Genomic DNA, 21,688 nt, shown 5'->3' with positions numbered 1-21,688 from the left:
GAAAAGGGTTGTTTTTACTGAAAACCGCTTGACCTTTTCCCCCTCAGTCTGTTCAACCTCCGTGACCTAAATTCAGGACAGGCGGGCGGTCCCACATGGACGAACAGAACAGAAATCTTATTCTTGCAATCGCGCTGAGCGGACTAGTTATGCTGGTCTGGCTCACTTTCTTTGCGCCAGAACCACCTGTAACCGATCCAAACGCTGAACCTGCCACTACAGCGACAACGGAAGGCACCTCTGACACGGCCACCCCCGGCGTCGCACCTCCTGCCGCTTCCGACAACGTTGCGTTGGCTGCACCTTCGCCCGATGCGACAGCCCCTGAAGCCCCGCGTGTTACCATCGACACCCCCCGCCTGAGCGGATCAATCTCCTTGCTGGGTGGCAGAATCGATGACCTAGCGCTTTCAGACTATCGAGAAACGCTCGATTCCGATTCCGAAGGCGTGACCCTGCTTAAGCCGACAACCGAAGAAAACGCTTACTATGCATTGTTCGGCTGGACACCCGCTGGCGCGAGCAGCACCGAACTGCCAAACCACCTGACAATCTGGAACGTAGAGTCCGGCGCAACGTTAACACCTGAAACTCCGGTCACGCTCATCTGGAACAACGGTAGTGGCCTTGTTTTTCGCCGCAGTATTTCGGTTGACGAGAACTTTATGTTTTCAGTTACGCAATCAGTCGAAAACACTTCAGGTGAAGCTGTTCGCATTCGTCCATATGGGCAACTTGTACGTCATACCGAACCAGACAACCTCAAGGGATTTTTCATTATCCACGAAGGTGCCATTCGGATGGCAGACGGCAAGCTCGCTGAAACAGACTATGACGACATTGTTGATTTAGATGTTGACCCGCGTGAAGCCGCTGCTGCCCAAATAACAGAAGTTGCGGAAAACGGCTGGGTCGGATTCACCGATCACTATTGGATGACAACCCTGATCCCGAATGCCGGACAACCCTTTACAGCCGTCGAGAAACACATCGGAACTGCGGACATCTACCTGTCAGAAGTGCGTCACGCCTCGTTAACGGTGGAACCCGGTGCAATCCAGTCTGTTGAAACCAAGCTCTTTGCGGGTGCAAAAGAATGGGAAACAATTCGCAACTACCAAGATAATGGCGGCATAACTGGCTTCCTCGATTCCATTGACTGGGGATGGTTCTTTTTCCTGACCAAACCGATTTTCTTTGTTCTGCACTGGTTAAACAGTTTCATTGGTAACATGGGTTGGTCGATCATCGGTCTGACGCTTATCATCAAAGCAATCCTGTTTCCACTGGCCTATAAATCCTATGTCTCTATGGCACGGATGAAAGAGTTGCAGCCTGAAATGGCGGCCCTGAAAGAACGAGCCGGTGACGACAAACAAAAGCTTCAGCAGGAGATGATGAAGCTTTACAAAGAGAAGAAGGTGAACCCAGCCGCAGGGTGTTTGCCAATTCTCATGCAAATTCCGATCTTCTTTTCACTCTACAAAGTGATTTTTGTCACGATTGAGCTGCGTCATGCTGAATGGATTGGCTGGATCAAGGACCTTTCGGCACCTGATCCGTCGTCGATCCTGAACCTTTTTGGGTTACTACCCTATGCAACGCCGGAACCCGGATCAATCTTTGCAATCGTTTCACTTGGCGTATTGCCAATTTTGCTTGGTATTTCGATGTGGTTGCAGCAAAAACTGAACCCGGCCCCAACAGATGCGACGCAGGCAGCCATTTTTGCCTGGATGCCTTGGGTGTTCATGTTCATGCTCGGCAGCTTCGCCTCTGGCCTTGTGATCTACTGGATTGCGAACAACACGATTACCTTCACCCAACAGTATTTGATCATGCGTAGCCAGGGATATAAACCCGATGTGTTTGGTAACATCAAAGGCACCTTTAAACGCAATAAGCCCGAGGCTTAGGTATGACCAAGGTCGCCCACATCTGGCGCCATCCCATCAAATCACATGGGACCGAAACGCTTGATAGTGTTGAGCTGGATGCTGGCCGCACGATGCCCTGGGACCGACGCTGGGCCATCGCGCATGACGCATCTAAAGCTGACGATGCCGAATGGGCGCCCTGCGTGAATTTTACGATAGGTTCCAAGGCGCCAAAACTGATGGCTATCAAGGCACGGGCGAATGAAGAAACTGGCCTCGTTACACTGAACCACCCAGGCCTTCCGCCGTTCACATTCAACCCCGACACGGACAGCGAGGCGTTTCTTGATTGGGTAAAGCCGCTTGTCCCACCAAACCGCGCCCAATCGGCACGCGTGGTACGTGTTCCGGGCCGGGGTATGACTGATACCGACTTTCCCTCGATCTCAATCGCCAATCTCGCGTCTCACTCGCAGGTCGCAAAGCAATTGGACCAAGAGATTTCGCCACTTCGCTGGCGTGCAAACATCTGGCTTGAGGGGCTCAAACCCTGGGAAGAGTTTGAATGGCTGGGTCAACGGTTTCGGGTTGGAACTGCAGAATTCGAAATTAGAGAACGTATTAAACGATGCCTGGCGACCACCGCGAACCCGGAAACCGGGGAACGTGATGCAGATACGCTTGGCGCGTTGAATGCAGGCTGGGGTCATCAGGATTTCGGTGTCTATGCAGAAGTTGTCACGCCGGGCCGAATTGCGCTTGGTGACAATGCGGAGCTGATTTGATGGAGCTTGGATTCCCCATTGCGAAAGAACCCGAACACCAGGATGTTGAAGCCGGGCGCCTCCTGTTTGCTGGAGAGACCGAATTCATCAAAGGCGTTGTCGCGATGGACGGCCTGCCCCCGGCCGACAGGTTAGAGGTGTGTTTTGCGGGTCGTTCGAATGTTGGAAAATCCAGCCTGATCAACGCATTGACCGGACGAAAGGGGCTTGCACGCGCCTCAAACACTCCGGGGCGCACCCAGGAAATCAACTATTTCACTGCTGGCGACGAACTCTACCTTGTCGATCTGCCGGGCTATGGGTACGCCAACGCACCACTGCCAGTTGTGGAAAAATGGCAAAGGCTGCTCAAGTCCTACTTAGCTGGGCGCCAGACCTTAAGGCGGGCATTCGTTCTGATCGATGCGCGACATGGCGTAAAAAAAGTCGACGAAGAGATTTTGTCTCTGCTTGACCGCGCCGCTGTGACGTTTCAGGTTGTTCTGACCAAAACGGACAAGGTTAAAGGTGCTGATCGCACAAAAGTATTGGCGCAGGTACGTCAGGCACTGAGCAAACATCCGGCGGCTTATCCCGAACTGGTCCTGACCTCTTCCGAAAAAGGCGAAGGAATACCCATGCTACGTGCCATAATCGCGACGCTTGAATAGCAGAACCAAAAATCTTTGAAGATTTTTTGCAAGAATTTTCAAAAATTCTTGCCCCAGGTACAGACCTTGCATCAAGAAGGCCTGAAAAGGGACAAAGACATGAAGAAGCAAACTGCCATGAACCGAGATTGGATCGCTACAGCCCGCACCCTTTCTGAGGCGTTACCGTATCTGCAACGTTATGACGACGCAATTGTTGTGATCAAATTTGGCGGCAATGCCATGGGTGACGATGATGAAATGGACGGCTTCGCGCGGGATATCGTGCTCATGCAGCAGGTCGGCGTGAACCCTGTCATCGTGCATGGCGGCGGCCCGATGATTAATGAAATGCTGGAAAAACTCGGCATTCAGTCAGAATTCGTAAATGGTAAACGCGTTACAGATGCCGCGACGGTTGAAGTCGTTGAAATGGTTCTGTCGGGCCGGGTTAACAAGCGGATCGTACAGGCGATAAACCGGCAGGGCGGCAAAGCTGTTGGCCTATCCGGTAAGGATGCCAATCTGATGATCTGTGACCAGACGAACCCTGATCTCGGTTTTGTCGGAACACCTGCTGAAATGAATCCAAACGTTTTGCACACGTTATTTGGTGCCGATACTATCCCGGTCATCGCGCCGCTGGGGGCTGGTCGTAACGGTGAGACCTACAATGTGAATGGCGATACCGCAGCCGGTGCAATTGCTGCGTCGCTCAAGGCGGATCGACTTTTGCTTCTTACAGATGTCGCCGGCGTTAAAAATGCCGAAGGTGATGTCATGACAGAGATCACACCTGATCAGATACGCCAAATGACAGCGGAAGGAATAATTGCGGGCGGTATGATACCGAAGACCGAAACTGCGCTGGTTGCAATTGAAGGCGGCGTGCGGGCTGTTGTTATACTCGATGGTCGCGCACCCAATGCTTGTTTGCTGGAGCTTTTTACTGAACATGGCGCAGGGTCTATCATCCGAGGTACGGGTAATCCGGTAACCTGAATTTCAGTTGCCTTCCGAAGAATAAGCCGCTTAGTTCACCGCATGGAAAACGAAGCCGTAATACGCCTTTCGATCTTTATCGGACTGTTTGCAGTTTTCGCGACACTGGAAGCGCTTTGGCCACGCCGTGAGCGAAGCGTGACTCGTCAAAAACGCTGGCTGACCAACTGGGCAATCACCTTCCTTGACGCAGTCACCTTGCGAATTCTTGCGCTTGCTATGCCCCTGCTTGCGGTTGGCGCCGCGATTGATGCAAATGCGCAGGGGTGGGGTTTGTTAAACCAACTTGGCTGGCCAATTTGGCTGGAAACCGTTCTTGCCATATTGTTCTTTGATTTTGCAATTTGGGCGCAACATCTAATCACCCATAAAATTCCGCTGCTTTGGCGGTTCCACCGGGTGCATCATTCTGACCGCGATATCGACGTAACAACAGCTGTCCGCTTTCACCCTGTGGAGATCGCCTTTTCCATGTTGTTAAAGATTGGACTGGTTTATTTGCTAGGGCCTTCTGCGCTTGCAATTGTGTTGTTCGAAATCCTGCTAAACGGCACCGCGATGTTTAACCACGCAAATCTTTCGCTTCCGTTGCCGGTTGATCGGGTGTTGCGTCGCATTCTTGTGACACCTGATATGCATCGTATTCACCATTCAGTTCACCGTGCGGAACACGACAGTAACTATGGTTTTGCTCTTTCGATCTGGGATCAGTTGTTTGGGACCTATATCGCACAGCCTAAGGCAGGGCATACCAAAATGACCATAGGGCTTGAATGGCAAGATGATCGCCCTGCACAATTGGGGTGGAGCCTTAAGCTTCCCTTCCTGCGCAAATGACGTATGAGACGCTCCTGAAGGCAGCACAGACGCGCCATCTCGACATTTTTGGGGCATTCCACCCGGAAGATGAAGACCTCACACCAAGCGGCACAAAAACACTTTTACTGTTGGGACCGCACGAACCGGGTTTCTGGCCTCATGTGTCAACCCAGTCAGAATTTTCTGACGGTTTGCCAGACCCGTTGGACCTTTGGTCAAAGCGTATAGTTGACGACTGGGCCAGAGCACTTGGCGCTACGCCAGTTTACCCATCAGATGGGCCACCCTATCCGCCGTTTATTCGCTGGGCACTTCGTTCCAAGCGCGCATGGTCATCACCAGTAGCAATGTTGGTTCATGATCGTGCCGGGTTGTTCGTTTCTTACCGTGCAGCAATCGCTCTGCCGCAGCGTATCGCCTTACCAGACCAGAGTTCGGTAAACCCCTGCGAGACCTGTGATACGAAGCCCTGCGTTACCGCCTGCCCCGTCTCCGCGATCACAGAAGACCAGTACGACGTTCCGGCCTGCAAGACATTTCTCGATACTGCAGAGGGAAAAGACTGTCGATTTTATGGATGCGCCGTCCGGCGCGCTTGTCCAATCAGCACAACTTATGGCAGGTTAGCGGAACAATCTGCCTTTCACATGGACGCCTTTCACCCACAATGACACTACGCCTAATCCTGATCCGACATGCAAAATCCAGTTGGGATGACCCACTGCTGGATGACCACGACCGCACTCTGGACGAAAGAGGCAGAATATCTGCCGATGCAATCGGGAAATGGCTTTCAGACAAGCACTATTTGCCAGATGCCATGCTTTGTTCTACCGCAAGACGCACCGTTGAGACCTGGAAAATTCTTTCTTCTCATCTGGAAGACGACGCAATCATTGAAATCAGCTCTGCGCTTTATCTTGCCTCCGCACATCAAATGCTAAATTTGCTTTCAAAACGACGTGAGACGACCGTTTTGATGCTTGGTCACAATCCTGGAACTGGTTCTCTAGCTGCCGGGTTGGTCTCCAGACGCCCGGCACATGCGCAATTTGACAAGTACCCAACTGCAGCAACTTCAATAATCGATTTCAATGTCTCGAGTTGGAACGCCGTTATCCCCGGAAGCGGAGAACTTGTTGATTTTGTCGTGCCTCGCGACCTCGTTTAGAAATAGATGCACCTCTAAATAAAAAACCCCGGTCAAGTGACCAGGGTTTTTCGTGATGTCAGATTTAAACTCTAGTGCCCGAGAATCTGGCTCAGGAAGAGTTTTGTACGGTCTGATTTCGGGTTGTTGAAGAACTCTTCTGGTTCATTCTGTTCAACAATCTGGCCTTGGTCCATAAAGATAACCCGGTTAGCCACCTGTCGGGCAAAGCCCATTTCGTGCGTAACACACAACATGGTCATACCTTCTTCTGCAAGCTCGATCATGGTGTCGAGCACCTCTTTGATCATCTCAGGGTCAAGCGCAGAGGTCGGTTCATCAAACAGCATGATCCGCGGCTTCATGCAGAGACTGCGTGCAATCGCAACGCGCTGTTGCTGACCACCTGAAAGCTGACCGGGGAACTTGTCGGCCTGCTCTGGGATTTTCACCTTTTCAAGAAAGTGCATCGCGATTTCTTCGGCTTCTTTTTTGGGCGTTTTACGAACCCAGATCGGTGCCAGCGTACAATTTTCAAGAATGCTCAGATGCGGGAAGAGATTGAAGTGTTGAAAACACATACCAACTTCAGATCTGATCTTATCAATGTTTTTAAGATCCGATGTCAGCTCAGTCCCATCAACGATGATATCGCCCTGCTGGTGTTCTTCCAGCCTGTTGATACAGCGGATCAGCGTTGATTTTCCAGAACCCGAAGGCCCCGCAATAACGATCCGCTCGCCTTCATTTACGGTCAGGTTAATGTCCCGCAACACGTGGAACGCCCCGTACCACTTGTTCATATTGGTGATTTGAACAGCGATGTGGTCAGAAACTGACATTTTGCTGCGATCGGCTTCGCGTTTTTGTGCAAGTTCAGACATTTGTGAACTCCCTTACTGATGGCCAGTTTGAAGCTTGCGCTCCAGGTACATGGAATAACGAGACATTGAGAAGCAGAAGATAAAGAATATAAGCGCCAGGAAACCATAAAGCTCCCAAACGATACCATTCCAATTCGAATCTGCCCGAATACCTGCGAGCAAACCTAGTGGGTCAAGCAAGGCGATGATCGAAACCAAAGTTGTATCCTTGAAAACACCGATAAAGGTACTCACGATCCCGGGAATCGAAATTTTCAGCGCTTGCGGCATAATGATCAGCCTCTGCGCTTTCCAATAATCAAGTCCCAAGGCATCTGCGGCCTCGTATTGCCCGGTTGGAAGGGCTGCAAGCCCGCCCCGAACAACCTCTGCCATATAGGCTGCTGCGAACAGCGTAACCATGATCAGCACCCGAAGGATGATGTCAAAGTTGGTACCCGGTGGCAAAAAGATATTCAGCAATGTTGAAGCCACAAACAACAAAGTAATCAGCGGCACGCCACGAATGAACTCGATAAAGCCGACACATAGCGCCTTAACAATCAACAGATCAGACTGCCGACCTAGCGCCAGGACGATCCCCAAAGGCAGTGAACCAAAGATTGCAACGACCCCAATGGTAATCGACAACATGAAGCCACCGAATTTGCGGCTTTCTACTGCTTCGATACCAAGTGGTATGATGCTCTCCAAAGAACTCGCAAAAAGACTCGCAAGTGCGATCCACCAGAGAACCGGAACTGCTGCTGCAGCGATAACGCCGGCTAGGCTACCCAAAATAGGTGTGATCACCCGATAGGCAACGTAGCCCAATACAAACCCCAGTATTGCCGAAATCGGAACCCAGATCGATCCGCCCCATAGCAACCATGCCCCAAAGAATGGGAAGATGGCTGTGAACCAGATCAGTTTCTTTGGCACATACTCGGCAAACAATACTGGTCCGAGCGCAACAAACAATGAAAAGAATGCCAGTATCGGGCGCCAATAAAGTTCTGAAGGATAAAACCCAAAGAACAACTGAATCCAGCGTTCCCTAATCACCGCCCAACACGCGCCTTCGTGATGCTCTCCGTAAGCGGCAGCAATCGCCTCGCGGCACTCGTGCAGCGAACCAGCCGACCAGGAAGACATGAACATCCAGGGTAAAATCTTGGACAATACAAAGTAAATCACCAGCATCGATAACACCGTAGCTATCGAGTTGAACCAACCTGTGAACAGGTTGTGTCGTATCCAGCCGACAAAGCCCACCGTCGTTGCTGGCGGTGCCTGCTCCGGAAGCATTTCGGTGCGTACAAATGAAACTTCAGACATCTTATCGCTCCCTCAGCTTAACAGAATTGTTATACCAGTTCATTACCATCGAGATGCTCAATGAAATGGTCAGGTAAACAAGCATTCCCAACAGAACCGTCTCAAGTTCGCGGCCTGTTTGGTTGAGCGTTATGCCCATCAAAGTGCCGGTGAGATCCATGTAGCCCACCGCAATAGCGAGCGAGGAGTTTTTGGTCAGGTTCAGATAATTAGAAATGAGCGGCGGAATGATCACACGCAGCGCTTGCGGCAGGATCACAAGGTTCATCGTGCGGCTGGGACGCAACCCTAACGCTGATGCAGCCTCTGTTTGCCCTTTACTAATTGCAAGGATACCAGCCCGTACGATCTCGGCAATAAAGGCCGCTGTATAAAGCGACAACGCAAGCCAAAGTGCGATGAGAGAGTTTCGCAGATGCGTACCACCGGTAAAGTTAAATCCTTTGAGCTCAGGATATCCAAGGTGGAAACCGAGCACATATAAAAGGATCGCCATCGGTATAACGATAACGCCAAGCCTGGCATACCAGGTCGTCGGTCTGACGCCCGTTGCGGCTTGTATCTGATCGGCGCGCTTTTTGATCAAGCCAGAAATCACCAATGAAGCACCCAAAAGTGCAAGAATGGCCATTAGATCAAGGCTGACTTCAAATGCGTCGTTGAAAACCGACACATCTCCAATTCCGCTCGAAAACAGAGGTTCGGGAATGTAGACACCGCGGTTTGTGATAGCAACACTGTCACCAAGTTTCATCGTTGCAATCGCGTCTTCGCCTCTGAAGTCTTTGGGTTGCGGCAATGTTTCGGTAATGATCGCCATTGCGAACACGATCCACAACAGAACAGGGACATTACGAAAACTTTCGACGTAAATCGTCATCAAACGTGCGATGATCCAGTTTTTGGAAAGCCGCAGTACACCGATTGTCACGCCCAGTACTGTGGCCGTGATACATCCAAGCACCGCCACGACAAGCGTGTTCATTAAGCCGATTACGGCTGCGCGGATATGAGGACTCTGAGAATTGTAATCCAACAATCTCTGGTTGATGTCATAGCCAGCTGGTTCCCACAAAAACCCAAAACTTGGTTCTTTCCCGAGTTCGGCCAGGTTGTTTGCGGTATTGCTGATAAGCCAGCCAATCGCGATAAGGAAGCCTATCAGTGCCACGACTTGTATCGTCATGGACCGATAGCGGGTGTCGTAAATCAGCATAGATAGCCGAAACGACTCCTTAGGAGGGTCGGTCAGTGTTGTCATAGAAGACATCCCCGTAAGCCTTGGTTGTTTTTTTTGGCGCATTTGCTGCGCTCGTTAAGCCCAAGGCGTTATTGTTTTATTTTACTTATAGAGCGCAAAAGGCGCGGCCGAGGCCGCGCCTTTCAATTTTCTCTTAGCGGAATGGAGGCGAGTAAAGCAAACCGCCATCAGTCCATTGTGCGTTCAGTCCGCGTGACAGACCAATCGGGGTATTTTCGCCGATGTTCCGTTCGAACAATTCGGCGTAGTTACCACCAGCTGCGATGGCATTTTTTGCCCAATCAGCAGACAGACCCAGCATTTCACCCAAGTTACCTTCGGTGCCCAGAAGACGATTAATCTCTGGATTGTTGGTTCCTGCGGACATCTCACCGATGTTTGCGGATGTTACACCCAGCTCTTCAGCTGAAATCAGCGCATTCAAAGACCAACGCACGATATCGCCCCATTCGTTGTCGCCGTGGCGAACGAGTGGTCCGAGTGGCTCTTTCGAAATAATCTCGGGCAGCAAAACGTGGTCGTCCGGACTTTCAAAAGTTGCACGTGTTGCAGCAAGGCCAGATGCGTCTGTGGTGTAAGTGTCACAAGCGCCAGCCAGATATTGTTGCTGGCCTTCTGCATTGGTTTCGATCGGAACTGGCTCGTAGCTGATACCATTAGCGCGGAAGAAATCCGCTAGGTTCAACTCGGTTGTGGTGCCGGTTTGGATACAAACCGTGGCACCGTCCAGTTCTTTAGCCGAAGTCACACCCAGCGCAGTCGGAACCATGAAGCCTTGGCCGTCATAGTAGTTGACACCAACGAAGTCGAACTTCAGGTCAACGTCACGGCTGAAAGTCCAGGTCGTGTTGCGGGCGAGCATATCGATTTCGCCGGAGGCGAGCGCGGTGAAGCGAGTTTTACCAGTGGTTGGCACAAACTCTACAGCAGTTGGATCACCAAAGACCGCGGCTGCGACGGCGCGGCAAACGCCTACGTCAAAGCCGTCCCATTCACCGTTTGCATCTGGCACAGCGAAGCCCGCCACCCCAGTGGTAACACCACAGTTTAGCTTGCCACGTGCTTTAACGTCGTCGAGCGTACCGGCGAAGACACCGCCGGCAGCAATACCGGCGACGGTCAGGGCGCCAAGAAATACGGATTTTTTCATGTTTACCTCTTCCTGATAGTCCGCTCATTTCAGAGCGGTTATTCCAGCTTCGTCAAAAGCCGGAGGCGATACATAGGGGTTAATCCCCCCTAAGTGCATAAAGTTAGGCCAAATATGGGAGCCAAGGTCAAGGGGTTGTACGTATATTAACGTTACGTGAACTACGTTTCACGCCGACAATAACCCTGTTTGACAAGCGAAATCATAGATAGTTTCGGTCAGAGGACAAAAAATGGAATTTTGCGGCATTATGGAAGGAGAGGCGTTTAAGTTCTGCTGTTTCGCTCGCTTCGTCATCTTTGCCCCATTGCTCTTCCTGCCACGATTCGTCGATTCGTGCCCTGAACCAAAGCTCGTCAACGGAAAGAAATTTCTTTGATACGGCAAGTCCGACAATCAGAGAGCCAGTGATTGAGACGAGGTCGTGAAAACCCGCAAGTTGAAACGGCGTCATCGCGTGAACCAGACCATTGAGTGTGTGAATACTCTTCTCCGGCTGTGGCACGTAGACGACCCCGGTTGTTGTTTTCAGCGCAACCCCAAGCTCCTCCTCAGACCACTTTAGAACCGGGTCCCATGCCTCTGCCTGACGCGCGACAAGCTCTACCGGCGCAGCCGCCCGGTAACACAAAAGATCCGTCCCCCCATAATCAGCGATCAAAGCAGCGACCTCGGCATGCTGCGGCATAATTTTGTCGATCGCAGAATTTGCCGCTCTGGTCAGCGGCATTGTTTCAGGTTGAATGCTTTCGACCTGAGCCTCCCATTCTTCGGCAACGGCTTCCGCCAACATACGTGTTGGCATACAAAGGGTGACCTTGGATGGTGTTTTTACAGAGCGGTTATCCAAACGAATTTCAAAACCGTCTGGCGTTTCAGCAACGGAAACTGTTTTCCAGAATCGCTTCTTCTTCCATTCGCTCATAGATGCGTTCCCCACAGCGAAAAGAGCACCTCGGGCAGTACTCTGAAATCATCGATAATCTGATCTGCACCGCCAGCACACAAACGCGCCCGGTCGTGGTAACCCCAACTGACCCCTATGGTATGAAACCCAGCCGCGCGGCCCATTTCAATATCAAACTCTGTGTCCCCGATCATAACTGAATGCTCGGCCTGTACGCCTGTATCGGACAAACAAGTATGCAACATCGACGGATGCGGTTTTGACGGGTGATGATCGGCAACCTGTTGGGTCACAAAAACGTCCTGCAATGCGTGGCTTTCCAAAAGGTGGTCCAGACCACGCCGCGACTTTCCGGTCGCAATGCCCATCAATATACCGGGGGCAGAGCTTAGCCTTGCAATCATCTCGCGGACATATGGGTAAAGCGGCGCATGTGCCTGGGCCCCACCATTCTGTCGCGTGGTCATGAAAGAATGCTTGTATCCATTGACCAACTCAGCCTGCGCCGCGTCACTTAGGTCTGGAGCAAGCGTTGCCATCGCGACCGGTAAAGACAAACCAACAATGCTCAATACTTCGGACCGAGAGGGCATGGGATAGTCTAACGCCTGAAACGCAGCACACATCGCAGCAAGTATTTGCTGTTGGCTGTCGACAAGTGTTCCGTCGACATCAAATACGACCAAACGCAGCGGATCGTCCGTCAAAACTCGTCCTCAAAAGGGTCTTCGGGAACGTCGGCAGGTGACCATCCAAGTGTCTCCCATGTACGCTCCATATGCTCGGGCAAAGGTGCGGTAATGTTCAGTGCCGCACCGCTGACGGGATGTTGAATGCGCAACGACCTGGCGTGCAAATGCAACTTGCGGCTTATCTCGCCGCCCAGCTGTGCTCCCCAACCATCACCAAGGTTTTCCTGCCCTGAGCCACCATATTTTCCGTCACCAATGATCGGATGCCCGATCTCAGCCATATGCGCCCTAAGTTGGTGGGTGCGCCCCGTTATCGGCACCAAGGCGACCCAGCACACGCGTCCTCCGAGATTTGAAAGAATAGCATAGTCTGTCGTGGCGCGTTTCGCCCCCTCCACGCGCTCAACTTCGCTTGGGTGCACACACATCATCTTTTCTGCTTCACCATGCCCACCGTGCCCTGACGCCTTCACAAGACCATAGCGGATCGATCCCTGCCGTGGCATCGGTGCCCCAGCGACTGCAGCCCAGTAAATCTTACGTGTTTCACGTGATCGAAATGCGCTTGTCAGTGCCGAAGCGACAGCTCGGGTGCGCGCCAAAAGCAATACACCGGAGGTATCTTTATCAAGCCGGTGCACAAGCCGTGGCTTTTCCTCGTATCCAAAGCGCAGCGCCTCGGCCAAACCGTCGACGTGGCGGGTTTGTTTGCTTCCGCCCTGTGTGGCAAGCCCGGGTGGTTTGTTCAGCGCGATGACATGATCGTCGCGATATATCACACAAGACTGTATAAGCTTGGCATCTTCATCTGAAACCGTCGAACGGGGTGGCTTCGCCTGAGAGCTGATCTCGTTCGCATCCGGCAACGGCGGGATACGAACGCTTTGGCCCTGCGCGAGACGCGTCGCAGGTTTAACCCGGCTACCATCAACCCTGATGTCACCTTTCCGGCACATCTTTTCGATCCGACCCTGTGCAATATGCGGGAACGTCCGGCGAAACCAACGATCCAGCCGTTGGTCGGCATCATCTGCTCCAATCTCAAGTATTTGAACGCGGCTCATGCCAAAATCCCCCGTGCAACCATGACACCAAGCGCAATACCCGATAGCGTCAGTACAAGCGTTCCTGCAACATAAAGTGCAGCGGTCCCCACCTGTCCCCTTTCAAACAACGTAAGCGCGTCGAGAGAAAATGCCGAGAAGGTTGTGTAACCCCCTAAAACACCCGTCATCAAAAACGGCGCTAATCGGTTGTCGCCTTTCGTTGCGAGCATAACAATCAGCACTCCCATAAGGAACGAGCCAACGACGTTCACAACCAGCGTTCCCCAGGGAAAGCCATGGCCAAATAAACGCAGCGCTGCCACACCAGTTAGGTATCTGCCAGAAGCGCCGATCGCGCCACCCAGAGCAACTTGTAAAACGGTCCAGATCATGGCGCTTCTCATTTCGCGTCACAGAGGCAGAGTCAACCGCCCTGTCGCTTTGAACGTAGTTTTGCAAAGTAATCGAGCCTGCGTTTCAATTCTCTCTCAAAACCACGTTCAACAGGTTGGTAGTAAATGCCACGCTTCATTTCCTCGGGAAAATAGTTCTGCCCTGAAAACCCTGCTTCGGCGTCGTGATCATAGGAGTACCCATCACCATACTTCTGATCCTTCATTAATTTTGTGGGCGCGTTCAGGATATGCTTCGGTGGTGGCTCTGATCCAGTTTCCTTCGCTGCGCGCATTGCTGATTTGTACCCGACATAGGCCGCGTTCGATTTTGGGGCCAATGCCAAGTAAACCACTGCTTGCGCGAGCGCCAGTTCACCTTCAGGGCTTCCAAGCCTTTCGTAGGTTTCCCAGGCATGAAGGCAAATCGTCTGCGCCTGCGGATCAGCAAGGCCAATGTCTTCCACCGCCATGCGTGTCACGCGACGCGCGAGATAGCGTGGGTCTTCTCCCCCCGTCAGCATCCGGGCAAACCAGTAAAGTGCCGCATCAGGATCCGATCCGCGCACAGATTTATGGAGTGCGGAGATAAGATTAAAATGTTCATCACCGCTTTTGTCGTACTTCGTTGCACGCCGCATCAACCGTTTGGCCAGCGTTTCCTTGTTGATCTTACTTTCGGTTTTCCAAGCGGTGACTTGTTCAATCAAATTGAGCAATGCTCGCCCATCGCCATCTGCCATTTCCAGCAAGGCTTCGCGCGCGGGACCATCAAGCGGCAAACCATTGGCCAATTCTTTCTCTGCTCGTTGCGCTAATCTTTCGAGATCACCTAACGATAGACGTTCCAACACCATGACCTGCGCACGCGACAACAGCGCTGCGTTCAGCTCAAAGGAAGGATTTTCGGTAGTTGCGCCTACTAAAAGGATCGTCCCATCTTCCATATAAGGAAGAAACCCATCCTGCTGCGCTTTGTTGAAACGGTGTATTTCGTCAACAAACAGCAAAGTGCCCTGCCCGTTCGTTCGGCGCATCCGCGCAGACTCGAAAACTTTCTTCAGGTCGGGAACACCGGTGAAAATTGCACTGATCTGGACAAAAGCCATTTCCGTTTCATTGGCCAGCAAACGGGCGATCGTTGTTTTGCCAACTCCCGGAGGGCCCCAGAAAATGAGCGAAGACAAGCTACCAGAGGCCAGCATAGTTCCAAGCGGGCCTTGAGGACCCAAAATATGATCTTGTCCAATGACTTCAGATAGCTTTTTTGGTCGCAACCTGTCTGCCAGCGGACGCGGTGCATCTGCCGGGGCTGAGCTTTGAAATGAGTCAAACAGATCTGCCATACGGCAAATCTATGCGCGCTGACAGAAAGTTAAAAGCGAATTGGGCCTCCCGATATTCCGGAAGGCCCGTTTGCTTAGTGCAGCTTCGATGCCAGATCGATCGATACACATTGGTAGTCACCGTCACCAATGAACATCTCCCGACCTGCTGCCGAAGCCTCAAGACCGCACCGGCCAAACCAACGCGGCCAGTTTGCAGCGGTTAGTGCGATAAGCCGGGTTGCCCCAAGTTCACGCGCCGATTTAAGCATCGCCATAACCATATAGGCGTGTACACGACGACGAATCCGCTGAGGCGTGTTGTGCGACACGAATACACGGGTACTTTCCCATGTGTGCGCGTCTATAGGCGCTTCATCATAAAGCAGATCCTGAGGGATCGTATTCAAAAGCCCTCGTTGCGCATCCCGGATCATGTAACTGTAAATCCCGCATTGCGCATTTGTCGGGGTCAGCCGCATACCAGCATAGACTTCGCCAAATTCGTGGATCGCAATCCAACGACTTGCCGGAGTGTCATATTGATCATACTCCATTCCCAATGCTTCAGGCAGGTTCCAGTTTTTCTGCACAATAAAGGATTGCTTTCTTGCGCGAAAAAGGTTCGCAAAAAGTTCCCCGTGGTTATGCATGTTTTCGAAAGATAGTGTTGTGGTTTGCATGGCAGTCTCCAGCTTGGTTGAAATACCCCTAAGCCCTGACAGCAAACAGTGATGACATCCGGTTATAGCAGCCTGTAGTCTTTAGCGCGTTGTATGGCCTCTGCGGTTGTACGAGCGAGCAGTCGCTGACGAGCCGCAGTCAATCTGGCCTTTAGTGCGCTTTCTGAAATATTCAGTTTGGCGGCTGCCGCCGCATGTCGATCGCCTGCCGCTATACACCGCAGGGCCTCGATCTGAGCCTTAGTAAGGCTCTCCGGCGGCTCCGTGATATCGTGAAGCCGACGAATTATGAGCGAAATCTGTTCCATTTCGCTTTCGGTGTATTCCCGGTCCGTACGGGCGAAGCTCGCAATTGTACGCGAGCTGATTTCCCCACAGGACACAGACATACCAAATGTCAAACCAAAGGTTTTTGCTTCTTCAAGAATGCCGAATGGATCTGGAATACCCAGTTCGCTCCATCGGCTTACCCCAACCGTGCTGAATCCCCATGCAATCGTCGGGTCCCGCAGCGCATAACCTTGTTCGGTGTAATGATCCAACCACTGCTGGTTATATGTCTGAAAAGACATCAACGGTGCAGCAAAGCGAATGTGCAGTCCAATAAAGTACCCCGCCGGCGCAATCAGCGACAGTTTATGGAGTTCAAGATCTACACCTAGCTTAGAGGACATGTCTTTTTAGACAAGTTGATCGAAAATTCGTCAACCTTAAATTGAACACGCTGACAAGAATCAAAAGAAAGATGTGTTGTGAACACGATCAATCCCGATTTATTTGCTAAATTGATGACACTTCCGGACAGCGCCAGGCACGATTTGCTGGAATTTCTTGGTGCGACACCGATCGGGGAGGGCCAATTGAACGATCTCATTGAAAATATCGAATCATCGATTGCTGCAATGCGATCCCCGTTGCAGAATGAACCCAGCTACAGTTGAGCTGGTTCTGAAAACAAAAAACCCCGCCATCTGGCGGGGTTTTTGTTTTACGTCGATCTGAGTTATTCAGCGTCGAGCGCTGCCTCTTCTTCGGCAACGCGTGTTTTATCTGCCGAACCTTTTGCTGCCGGGTCGCGGTCAACAAATTCGATGATTGCCATCGGCGCCATGTCTCCATACCGGAAACCGGCTTTTAAAATACGGACATACCCACCGTTGCGTTCTTTGTAACGAGGGCCAAGCACCTCAAACAATTTCGAAACATAAGCATCCTGCTTCAAACGGCTTGCTGCCTGACGACGCGCGTGCAAGTCACCGCGCTTGCCCAGCGTGATCAGTTTTTCGATGATCGGGCGAAGCTCTTTTGCTTTTGGAACGGTCGTTTTAATTTGTTCATGTTCAATGAGCGATCCCGCCATGTTGGCGAACAGAGCCTTGCGGTGCTCATGGGTGCGGTTCAGGCGGCGATAGCCTCTCGCGTGACGCATTTCTTATCTCCTACTTCTATTTTGCTTTGTCTGGCGGTCGCTGGTCCTGCGCCGCTCTCCTTGGGGCAGTATGCCCATATTTTCCCAGCTATTGCGGGCATTTTCGGGGGCCATTTAAGCGACGACCCCCTTTTAGTCAACTCAGAACTGATCTTCGAATTTCTTTGCCAGGTCTTCGATGTTTTCTGGTGGCCATTCTTCAACGTCCATACCGAGGTGCAAGCCCATACCTGACAACACTTCTTTGATTTCATTCAAAGATTTACGGCCAAAGTTCGGTGTGCGCAGCATTTCAGCTTCGGTTTTCTGGATCAGATCACCGATATAAACGATGTTGTCGTTCTTCAGACAATTCGCAGAGCGAACTGACAGTTCAAGTTCATCCACTTTCTTCAGAAGCAGCGGATTAAACTCTAGACCGTCATCTTCGTCAGCGCGTGTCGCTGACTCGGGCTCATCAAAGTTCACAAAGATCGATAGTTGGTCCTGCAGAATGCGTGCGGCATACGCCACCGCATCGTCAGGCGTGATGGAACCATCGGTTTCCAGCTTCAGTGTCAGCTTGTCATAGTCGAGCACCTGACCTTCGCGGGTCGGCTGCACGTCATAGGATACTTTCTTAACCGGTGAAAAGATCGCATCAATTGGCATGAGGCCAATAGGTGCGTCCTCTGGACGGTTCTTTTCTGCCGAAACATAACCTTTGCCGGTGTTTACCGTCAGTTCCATGAACAGATCCGCACCATCATCGAGGTGACAGATCACATGATCTTTGTTCAGGATTTCAATGCCACTGCTGTCCGAAATATCGCCAGCGGTAACAACCGACGGGCCTTTCGCGGAAATTGAAAGGCGCTTTGGCCCTTCGACTTCCATACGGATCGCAACGCCTTTGAGGTTCAGAACAATGTCGGTTACGTCTTCACGTACACCAGCAACACTCGAAAACTCGTGCAGAACGTTGTCGATCTGAACACTGATGATGGCTCCGCCTTGCAGGCTCGACATTAGGACGCGGCGCAGCGCGTTGCCAAGTGTCAGACCAAAACCGCGTTCCAGCGGTTCGGCGATAACAGTTGCCTGACGTGACGGGTCATTGCCCGGCTTCACATCAAGCTGTGTTGGCTTAATTAATTCGGCCCAATTTTTGTGGATCATGCGTGTCGCCTCCATTCAAGTTTCTGGCTCATGTCCCAAGACAGAAACGCCCGAGGTAAAAAGACGTGTTTGGGCCGCGTGCTCACCACGCAGCCCAAGCAAAGAAATATTAGACGCGGCGCCGTTTTGGTGGGCGGCAGCCGTTGTGTGCAATTGGGGTCACATCACGGATTGACGTGATGTTCAAACCGATCGCAGCCAAAGCGCGCAGTGCAGATTCACGGCCCGAACCCGGCCCCTGAACATTGACCTCAAGGGTCTTAACACCATGATCCTGAGCTTTCCGGCCCGCATCTTCTGCAGCCATCTGAGCTGCATAAGGTGTGGATTTCCGCGACCCTTTAAAGCCGCAAGTCCCGGCTGATGACCAGGCAATCGCGTTGCCCTGGACGTCGGAGATCAGGATTTTAGTATTGTTGAATGAGCTGTTCACATGCGCAACACCAGAGGCAATATTCTTACGCTCTTTTTTCTTAGTACGAGTCTTTTCGCGTGCCATTGATCCGCCCCCTATTTCTTCTTACCAGCAATGGCCCTTGCAGGACCTTTGCGAGTACGAGCGTTGGTGTGGGTGCGCTGGCCGCGAACCGGCAAGTTGCGGCGATGACGCAGACCGCGATAGCAGCCCAGATCCATCAGACGTTTGATGTTGATCTGAACTTCACGGCGCAGGTCGCCTTCAACTTTGTGGTTCGCGTCGATGTGTTCGCGGATCGCCAGAACTTCGGCATCCGAGAGTTCGTTCACCCGGCGTGCGGGGTCGACTCCAACGGCTTCACAGATAGATTTCGCAGATGTGTTACCGATACCGGTAATATAAGTCAGGGCGATCGGGACCCGTTTATGGGTCGGGATGTTTACGCCGGCAATACGTGCCACGTGTTGCTTTCCTTTTTGTTGCGGCTCCGTAATTCCAGAACCTTTTTTCACAACATGGGCCCGAGGCGAAAACCCGCGGGCCACAGCTGAATCTCAAACGGCTGAATCGAATTATCCGAATCCGTGCCGATTCCCTCTTTTGGGATAGTGCCAAATATGGGGTTTTCCCATTCACGTCAAGCGAGAATAGGTACTTTCTACAACTTGCTTGTCAGACCCTTAGGCCAAAGCGTCGCTGATTGATTTTGCCACTTCGTCAATCGCTGCCAAACCATCAACATCTTTAAGCTTGCCTTTAGCGTAGTAGTAGCCAATCAGCGGCGATGTTTTTTTGTAATATTCCATCAGTCGAGTGCGCAAGCTGTCTTCGTTGTCGTCAGCGCGGCGCTTCATATCCTGTGCTCCGCAGTTATCACAGGTTCCCTCGACCGCGGGTATCTTCATCTCGTCATGATAACCTTCGCCACAGTTACCACAGGTGAAACGCCCGGTAATCCGACGCACAAGTTCGTCATCATCCACACGCATTTCAATCACGCATTCCAACGATTGACCAACCTTGTCCAACAATTCTGCAAGCGCATCCGCCTGAGCCAAAGTGCGTGGGAAACCATCAAAGATGAAGCCGCCGCCATTTTCGCCTTTGAGCTTTTCCTCGATCAGACCGATCACAATCTCATCGGTCACAAGTTCGCCCGAATCCATGATCGCGGCGACCTTTTTACCCATATCAGTTCCCGAGGTCTTTGCCTCGCGCAGCATGTCACCTGTAGAGAGCTGAATCATGCCCCTCTCGTCTACCAATTTACGGGCTTGGGTTCCTTTACCAGCGCCCGGTGGGCCGAGAAGGATAATGTTCATTTTCTAGTCGTCCCTTTTTTCCCGCGCTTCTTGCCGCGGAGCTGAGATTTTTCAATCAGCCCTTCATACTGGTGCGCCAGCAGATGCGACTGTACCTGTTGGATCGTATCCATCGTTACGGAAACGACGATCAGAACCGAGGTGCCGCCAAAGTAAAAGGGAATGGCCAATTGTGAACGCAAAATCTCTGGAAGGAGACAAACTGCCGCAAGATAAGCCGAACCCAGAACCAAAAGGCGGGTCACGACAAAGTCCAGATACTCTGCTGTCTTCTTGCCAGGCCGAATCCCCGGAACAAAACCATTCTGATTCTTAAGGTTGTCGGCCACGTCTTCGGTCTTAAACGACACATTGAAGGTGTAAAAGAACGTGAAGAAAACGATCATCGCTGTAAAGAACAGCAGGTAAAGCGGCTGTCCTGGTCCGAAGTAGGCAAGGATCGTCGCCATGATTGGCCCGGTCTGGCTACCCGAGAAGGTCGCGAGTGTCGTTGGCAACAAAAGCAAAGAACTGGCGAAGATGGCAGGAATAACACCTGCAGGGTTCACCTTCACGGGCAGGTGTGACGAACCACCATCGTATACCTTCATACCAACCTGACGGCGCGGATACTGGATGTGGATTTTGCGCAAAGCGCGTTCCATGAACACGACGAATGCAATGACGACCACAACCATGACCAGAACACCAACGATCACCGCTGGTGAAATAGCACCGGAGCGCCCCTGGCTTAGGAATTGCGCAAGCGCGGCTGGAACCTCGGCAATAATACCAACAAAGATGATCAGCGAAATACCGTTACCGATACCCCGTGCGGTAATTTGTTCACCCAGCCACATCAGGAACATCGTGCCCCCGATCAGTGTGATCATGGTAGATGCAATAAATTCGAAACCCGGATTTAGCGCAAGGTCACCCGCCTGAAGACTAACCGCCAGCCCATACCCCTGGAACGTTGCCAAAGCCACGGTACCGTAGCGGGTATATTGGTTGATCTTTTTGCGGCCTTGTTCACCCTCTTTTTTCAGCTGCTCAAGCTTTGGAACCATCGCTGTCAAAAGCTGGATAATGATCGACGCCGAAATATAGGGCATGATGCCGAGTGCGAATATCCCCATCCGGGACAAGGCACCACCCGTAAACATTGACAGGATACCGCCGATACCGCTGGCGGCCTGTTCCATAAATTCGCGAAGCGCGACGCCGTCGATGCCCGGAACCGGAATATAGGTGCCCAGCCGATAAACTATAAGCAAACCGATTGTGAAAAGAATGCGCTGGCGTAGCTCGGTTGCCTTGCCAAAGGCACCCCAGCTCATGTTTGACGCCATTTGCTCTGCCGCAGATGCCATTTATGGGCCTCTCTGTCATTAAAAACGCCGCCAGTCCGGTTTTCCGGAAGGCGGCGCTGGGAAAACTTAAATGTATGTAAGCGGCACAAG

General features: G+C 51.9%; 25 protein-coding genes. 8 read left to right on the top strand and 17 right to left on the bottom strand.

Annotated elements, in window-relative coordinates; translation table 11 throughout:
* Positions 1-95 precede the first annotated feature (95 nt).
* The 7 genes from yidC (at position 96) to J4E70_RS01220 (ending at position 6,283) form a co-directional block, all read left to right on the top strand.
* Positions 96-1,916, top strand: a complete 1,821-nt coding sequence (yidC, locus tag J4E70_RS01250; RefSeq protein ID WP_213887247.1) for a membrane protein insertase YidC — start codon at positions 96-98, stop codon at positions 1,914-1,916.
* Positions 1,917-1,918: 2 nt separating this feature from the next.
* Positions 1,919-2,662, top strand: a complete 744-nt coding sequence (locus J4E70_RS01245; RefSeq protein ID WP_213887246.1) for an MOSC domain-containing protein — start codon at positions 1,919-1,921, stop codon at positions 2,660-2,662.
* Positions 2,662-3,312 (top strand): ribosome biogenesis GTP-binding protein YihA/YsxC, encoded by a 651-nt coding sequence (gene yihA / locus J4E70_RS01240; RefSeq protein ID WP_213887245.1) that lies wholly within the window; start codon positions 2,662-2,664, stop codon positions 3,310-3,312. Before J4E70_RS01245 ends, yihA begins: the two co-directional genes overlap by 1 nt.
* A gap of 99 nt (positions 3,313-3,411) precedes the next feature.
* Complete coding sequence (gene argB, locus J4E70_RS01235) at positions 3,412-4,293, top strand: acetylglutamate kinase (RefSeq protein ID WP_246531555.1); 882 nt, start codon at positions 3,412-3,414, stop codon at positions 4,291-4,293.
* A 42-nt stretch (positions 4,294-4,335) separates the two neighbouring features.
* Positions 4,336-5,130, top strand: a complete 795-nt coding sequence (locus tag J4E70_RS01230) for a sterol desaturase family protein (protein WP_213887244.1) — start codon at positions 4,336-4,338, stop codon at positions 5,128-5,130.
* A complete protein-coding gene (locus tag J4E70_RS01225) occupies positions 5,127-5,783 on the top strand; it encodes a ferredoxin (protein ID WP_213887243.1) in 657 nt (218 codons plus the stop codon). The genes J4E70_RS01230 and J4E70_RS01225 overlap by 4 nt, the downstream gene beginning before the upstream one ends.
* Positions 5,780-6,283 carry a SixA phosphatase family protein gene (locus J4E70_RS01220; protein WP_213887242.1) on the top strand — a complete coding sequence of 168 codons (504 nt, stop codon included), beginning with the start codon at positions 5,780-5,782 and terminating at the stop codon, positions 6,281-6,283. The genes J4E70_RS01225 and J4E70_RS01220 overlap by 4 nt, the downstream gene beginning before the upstream one ends.
* Before the next feature lie 71 nt (positions 6,284-6,354).
* On the opposite strand, the gene J4E70_RS01215 is transcribed toward J4E70_RS01220, so the two are convergent.
* The 11 genes from J4E70_RS01215 to J4E70_RS01165 form a co-directional block, all read right to left on the bottom strand.
* Positions 6,355-7,146 carry an amino acid ABC transporter ATP-binding protein gene (locus tag J4E70_RS01215; RefSeq protein ID WP_281414271.1) on the bottom strand — a complete coding sequence of 264 codons (792 nt, stop codon included), beginning with the start codon at positions 7,144-7,146 and terminating at the stop codon, positions 6,355-6,357.
* A 12-nt stretch (positions 7,147-7,158) separates the two neighbouring features.
* Positions 7,159-8,463, bottom strand: a complete 1,305-nt coding sequence (locus J4E70_RS01210; protein ID WP_213887241.1) for an amino acid ABC transporter permease — start codon at positions 8,461-8,463, stop codon at positions 7,159-7,161.
* Position 8,464: 1 nt separating this feature from the next.
* Positions 8,465-9,724: an amino acid ABC transporter permease gene (locus J4E70_RS01205; RefSeq protein ID WP_213887240.1), complete on the bottom strand. Its 1,260-nt coding sequence runs from the start codon at positions 9,722-9,724 to the stop codon at positions 8,465-8,467.
* Positions 9,725-9,857: 133 nt separating this feature from the next.
* On the bottom strand, positions 9,858-10,874 hold the full coding sequence (locus J4E70_RS01200; RefSeq protein ID WP_213887239.1) for an amino acid ABC transporter substrate-binding protein: 1,017 nt from the start codon (positions 10,872-10,874) through the stop codon (positions 9,858-9,860).
* A gap of 202 nt (positions 10,875-11,076) precedes the next feature.
* Positions 11,077-11,799, bottom strand: coding sequence for an ATP12 family chaperone protein (locus tag J4E70_RS01195; protein ID WP_213887238.1), 723 nt, complete (start codon positions 11,797-11,799; stop codon positions 11,077-11,079).
* Positions 11,796-12,488 (bottom strand): HAD-IA family hydrolase, encoded by a 693-nt coding sequence (locus J4E70_RS01190; protein ID WP_213887237.1) that lies wholly within the window; start codon positions 12,486-12,488, stop codon positions 11,796-11,798. The genes J4E70_RS01195 and J4E70_RS01190 overlap by 4 nt, the downstream gene beginning before the upstream one ends.
* Entirely contained in the window at positions 12,485-13,537 is a 1,053-nt protein-coding gene (locus J4E70_RS01185) for an RluA family pseudouridine synthase (RefSeq protein ID WP_213887236.1), read from the bottom strand. Before J4E70_RS01185 ends, J4E70_RS01190 begins: the two co-directional genes overlap by 4 nt.
* Positions 13,534-13,911, bottom strand: coding sequence for a fluoride efflux transporter CrcB (gene crcB, locus J4E70_RS01180; protein ID WP_213887235.1), 378 nt, complete (start codon positions 13,909-13,911; stop codon positions 13,534-13,536). Before crcB ends, J4E70_RS01185 begins: the two co-directional genes overlap by 4 nt.
* A gap of 32 nt (positions 13,912-13,943) precedes the next feature.
* Positions 13,944-15,257 carry a replication-associated recombination protein A gene (locus tag J4E70_RS01175; RefSeq protein WP_213887234.1) on the bottom strand — a complete coding sequence of 438 codons (1,314 nt, stop codon included), beginning with the start codon at positions 15,255-15,257 and terminating at the stop codon, positions 13,944-13,946.
* Between the two features lie 74 nt (positions 15,258-15,331).
* Positions 15,332-15,919 carry an acyl-homoserine-lactone synthase gene (locus J4E70_RS01170; RefSeq protein ID WP_213887233.1) on the bottom strand — a complete coding sequence of 196 codons (588 nt, stop codon included), beginning with the start codon at positions 15,917-15,919 and terminating at the stop codon, positions 15,332-15,334.
* 62 nt (positions 15,920-15,981) lie between these two features.
* The gene (locus tag J4E70_RS01165; protein ID WP_213887232.1) at positions 15,982-16,593 is read right to left on the bottom strand and encodes an autoinducer binding domain-containing protein; all 612 of its coding nucleotides are present in this window, start codon (positions 16,591-16,593) and stop codon (positions 15,982-15,984) included.
* Positions 16,594-16,671: 78 nt separating this feature from the next.
* On the opposite strand from J4E70_RS01165, the gene J4E70_RS01160 reads away from it, so the two are divergent.
* Positions 16,672-16,860 (top strand): hypothetical protein, encoded by a 189-nt coding sequence (locus J4E70_RS01160; RefSeq protein ID WP_213887231.1) that lies wholly within the window; start codon positions 16,672-16,674, stop codon positions 16,858-16,860.
* A gap of 62 nt (positions 16,861-16,922) precedes the next feature.
* Here the strand turns inward: J4E70_RS01160 and rplQ are convergent, their stop codons facing one another.
* The 6 genes from rplQ to secY form a co-directional block, all read right to left on the bottom strand.
* Complete coding sequence (gene rplQ / locus J4E70_RS01155; protein WP_213887230.1) at positions 16,923-17,348, bottom strand: 50S ribosomal protein L17; 426 nt, start codon at positions 17,346-17,348, stop codon at positions 16,923-16,925.
* 141 nt (positions 17,349-17,489) lie between these two features.
* Positions 17,490-18,506: a DNA-directed RNA polymerase subunit alpha gene (locus tag J4E70_RS01150; RefSeq protein WP_213887229.1), complete on the bottom strand. Its 1,017-nt coding sequence runs from the start codon at positions 18,504-18,506 to the stop codon at positions 17,490-17,492.
* Between the two features lie 109 nt (positions 18,507-18,615).
* The gene (gene rpsK / locus J4E70_RS01145) at positions 18,616-19,005 is read right to left on the bottom strand and encodes a 30S ribosomal protein S11 (protein WP_213887228.1); all 390 of its coding nucleotides are present in this window, start codon (positions 19,003-19,005) and stop codon (positions 18,616-18,618) included.
* 11 nt (positions 19,006-19,016) lie between these two features.
* Positions 19,017-19,385: a 30S ribosomal protein S13 gene (gene rpsM, locus J4E70_RS01140; protein ID WP_213887227.1), complete on the bottom strand. Its 369-nt coding sequence runs from the start codon at positions 19,383-19,385 to the stop codon at positions 19,017-19,019.
* A 219-nt stretch (positions 19,386-19,604) separates the two neighbouring features.
* A complete protein-coding gene (locus J4E70_RS01135; protein ID WP_213887226.1) occupies positions 19,605-20,246 on the bottom strand; it encodes an adenylate kinase in 642 nt (213 codons plus the stop codon).
* Positions 20,243-21,598: a preprotein translocase subunit SecY gene (secY, locus tag J4E70_RS01130; RefSeq protein WP_213887225.1), complete on the bottom strand. Its 1,356-nt coding sequence runs from the start codon at positions 21,596-21,598 to the stop codon at positions 20,243-20,245. Before secY ends, J4E70_RS01135 begins: the two co-directional genes overlap by 4 nt.
* Positions 21,599-21,688 lie beyond the last annotated feature (90 nt).

This window comes from Pseudohalocynthiibacter aestuariivivens, from assembly GCF_018457175.1.
GTDB classification, from domain to species: Bacteria; Pseudomonadota; Alphaproteobacteria; order Rhodobacterales; family Rhodobacteraceae; genus Pseudohalocynthiibacter; species Pseudohalocynthiibacter aestuariivivens.
This window is presented reverse-complemented; position numbering and strand designations above follow the sequence as displayed.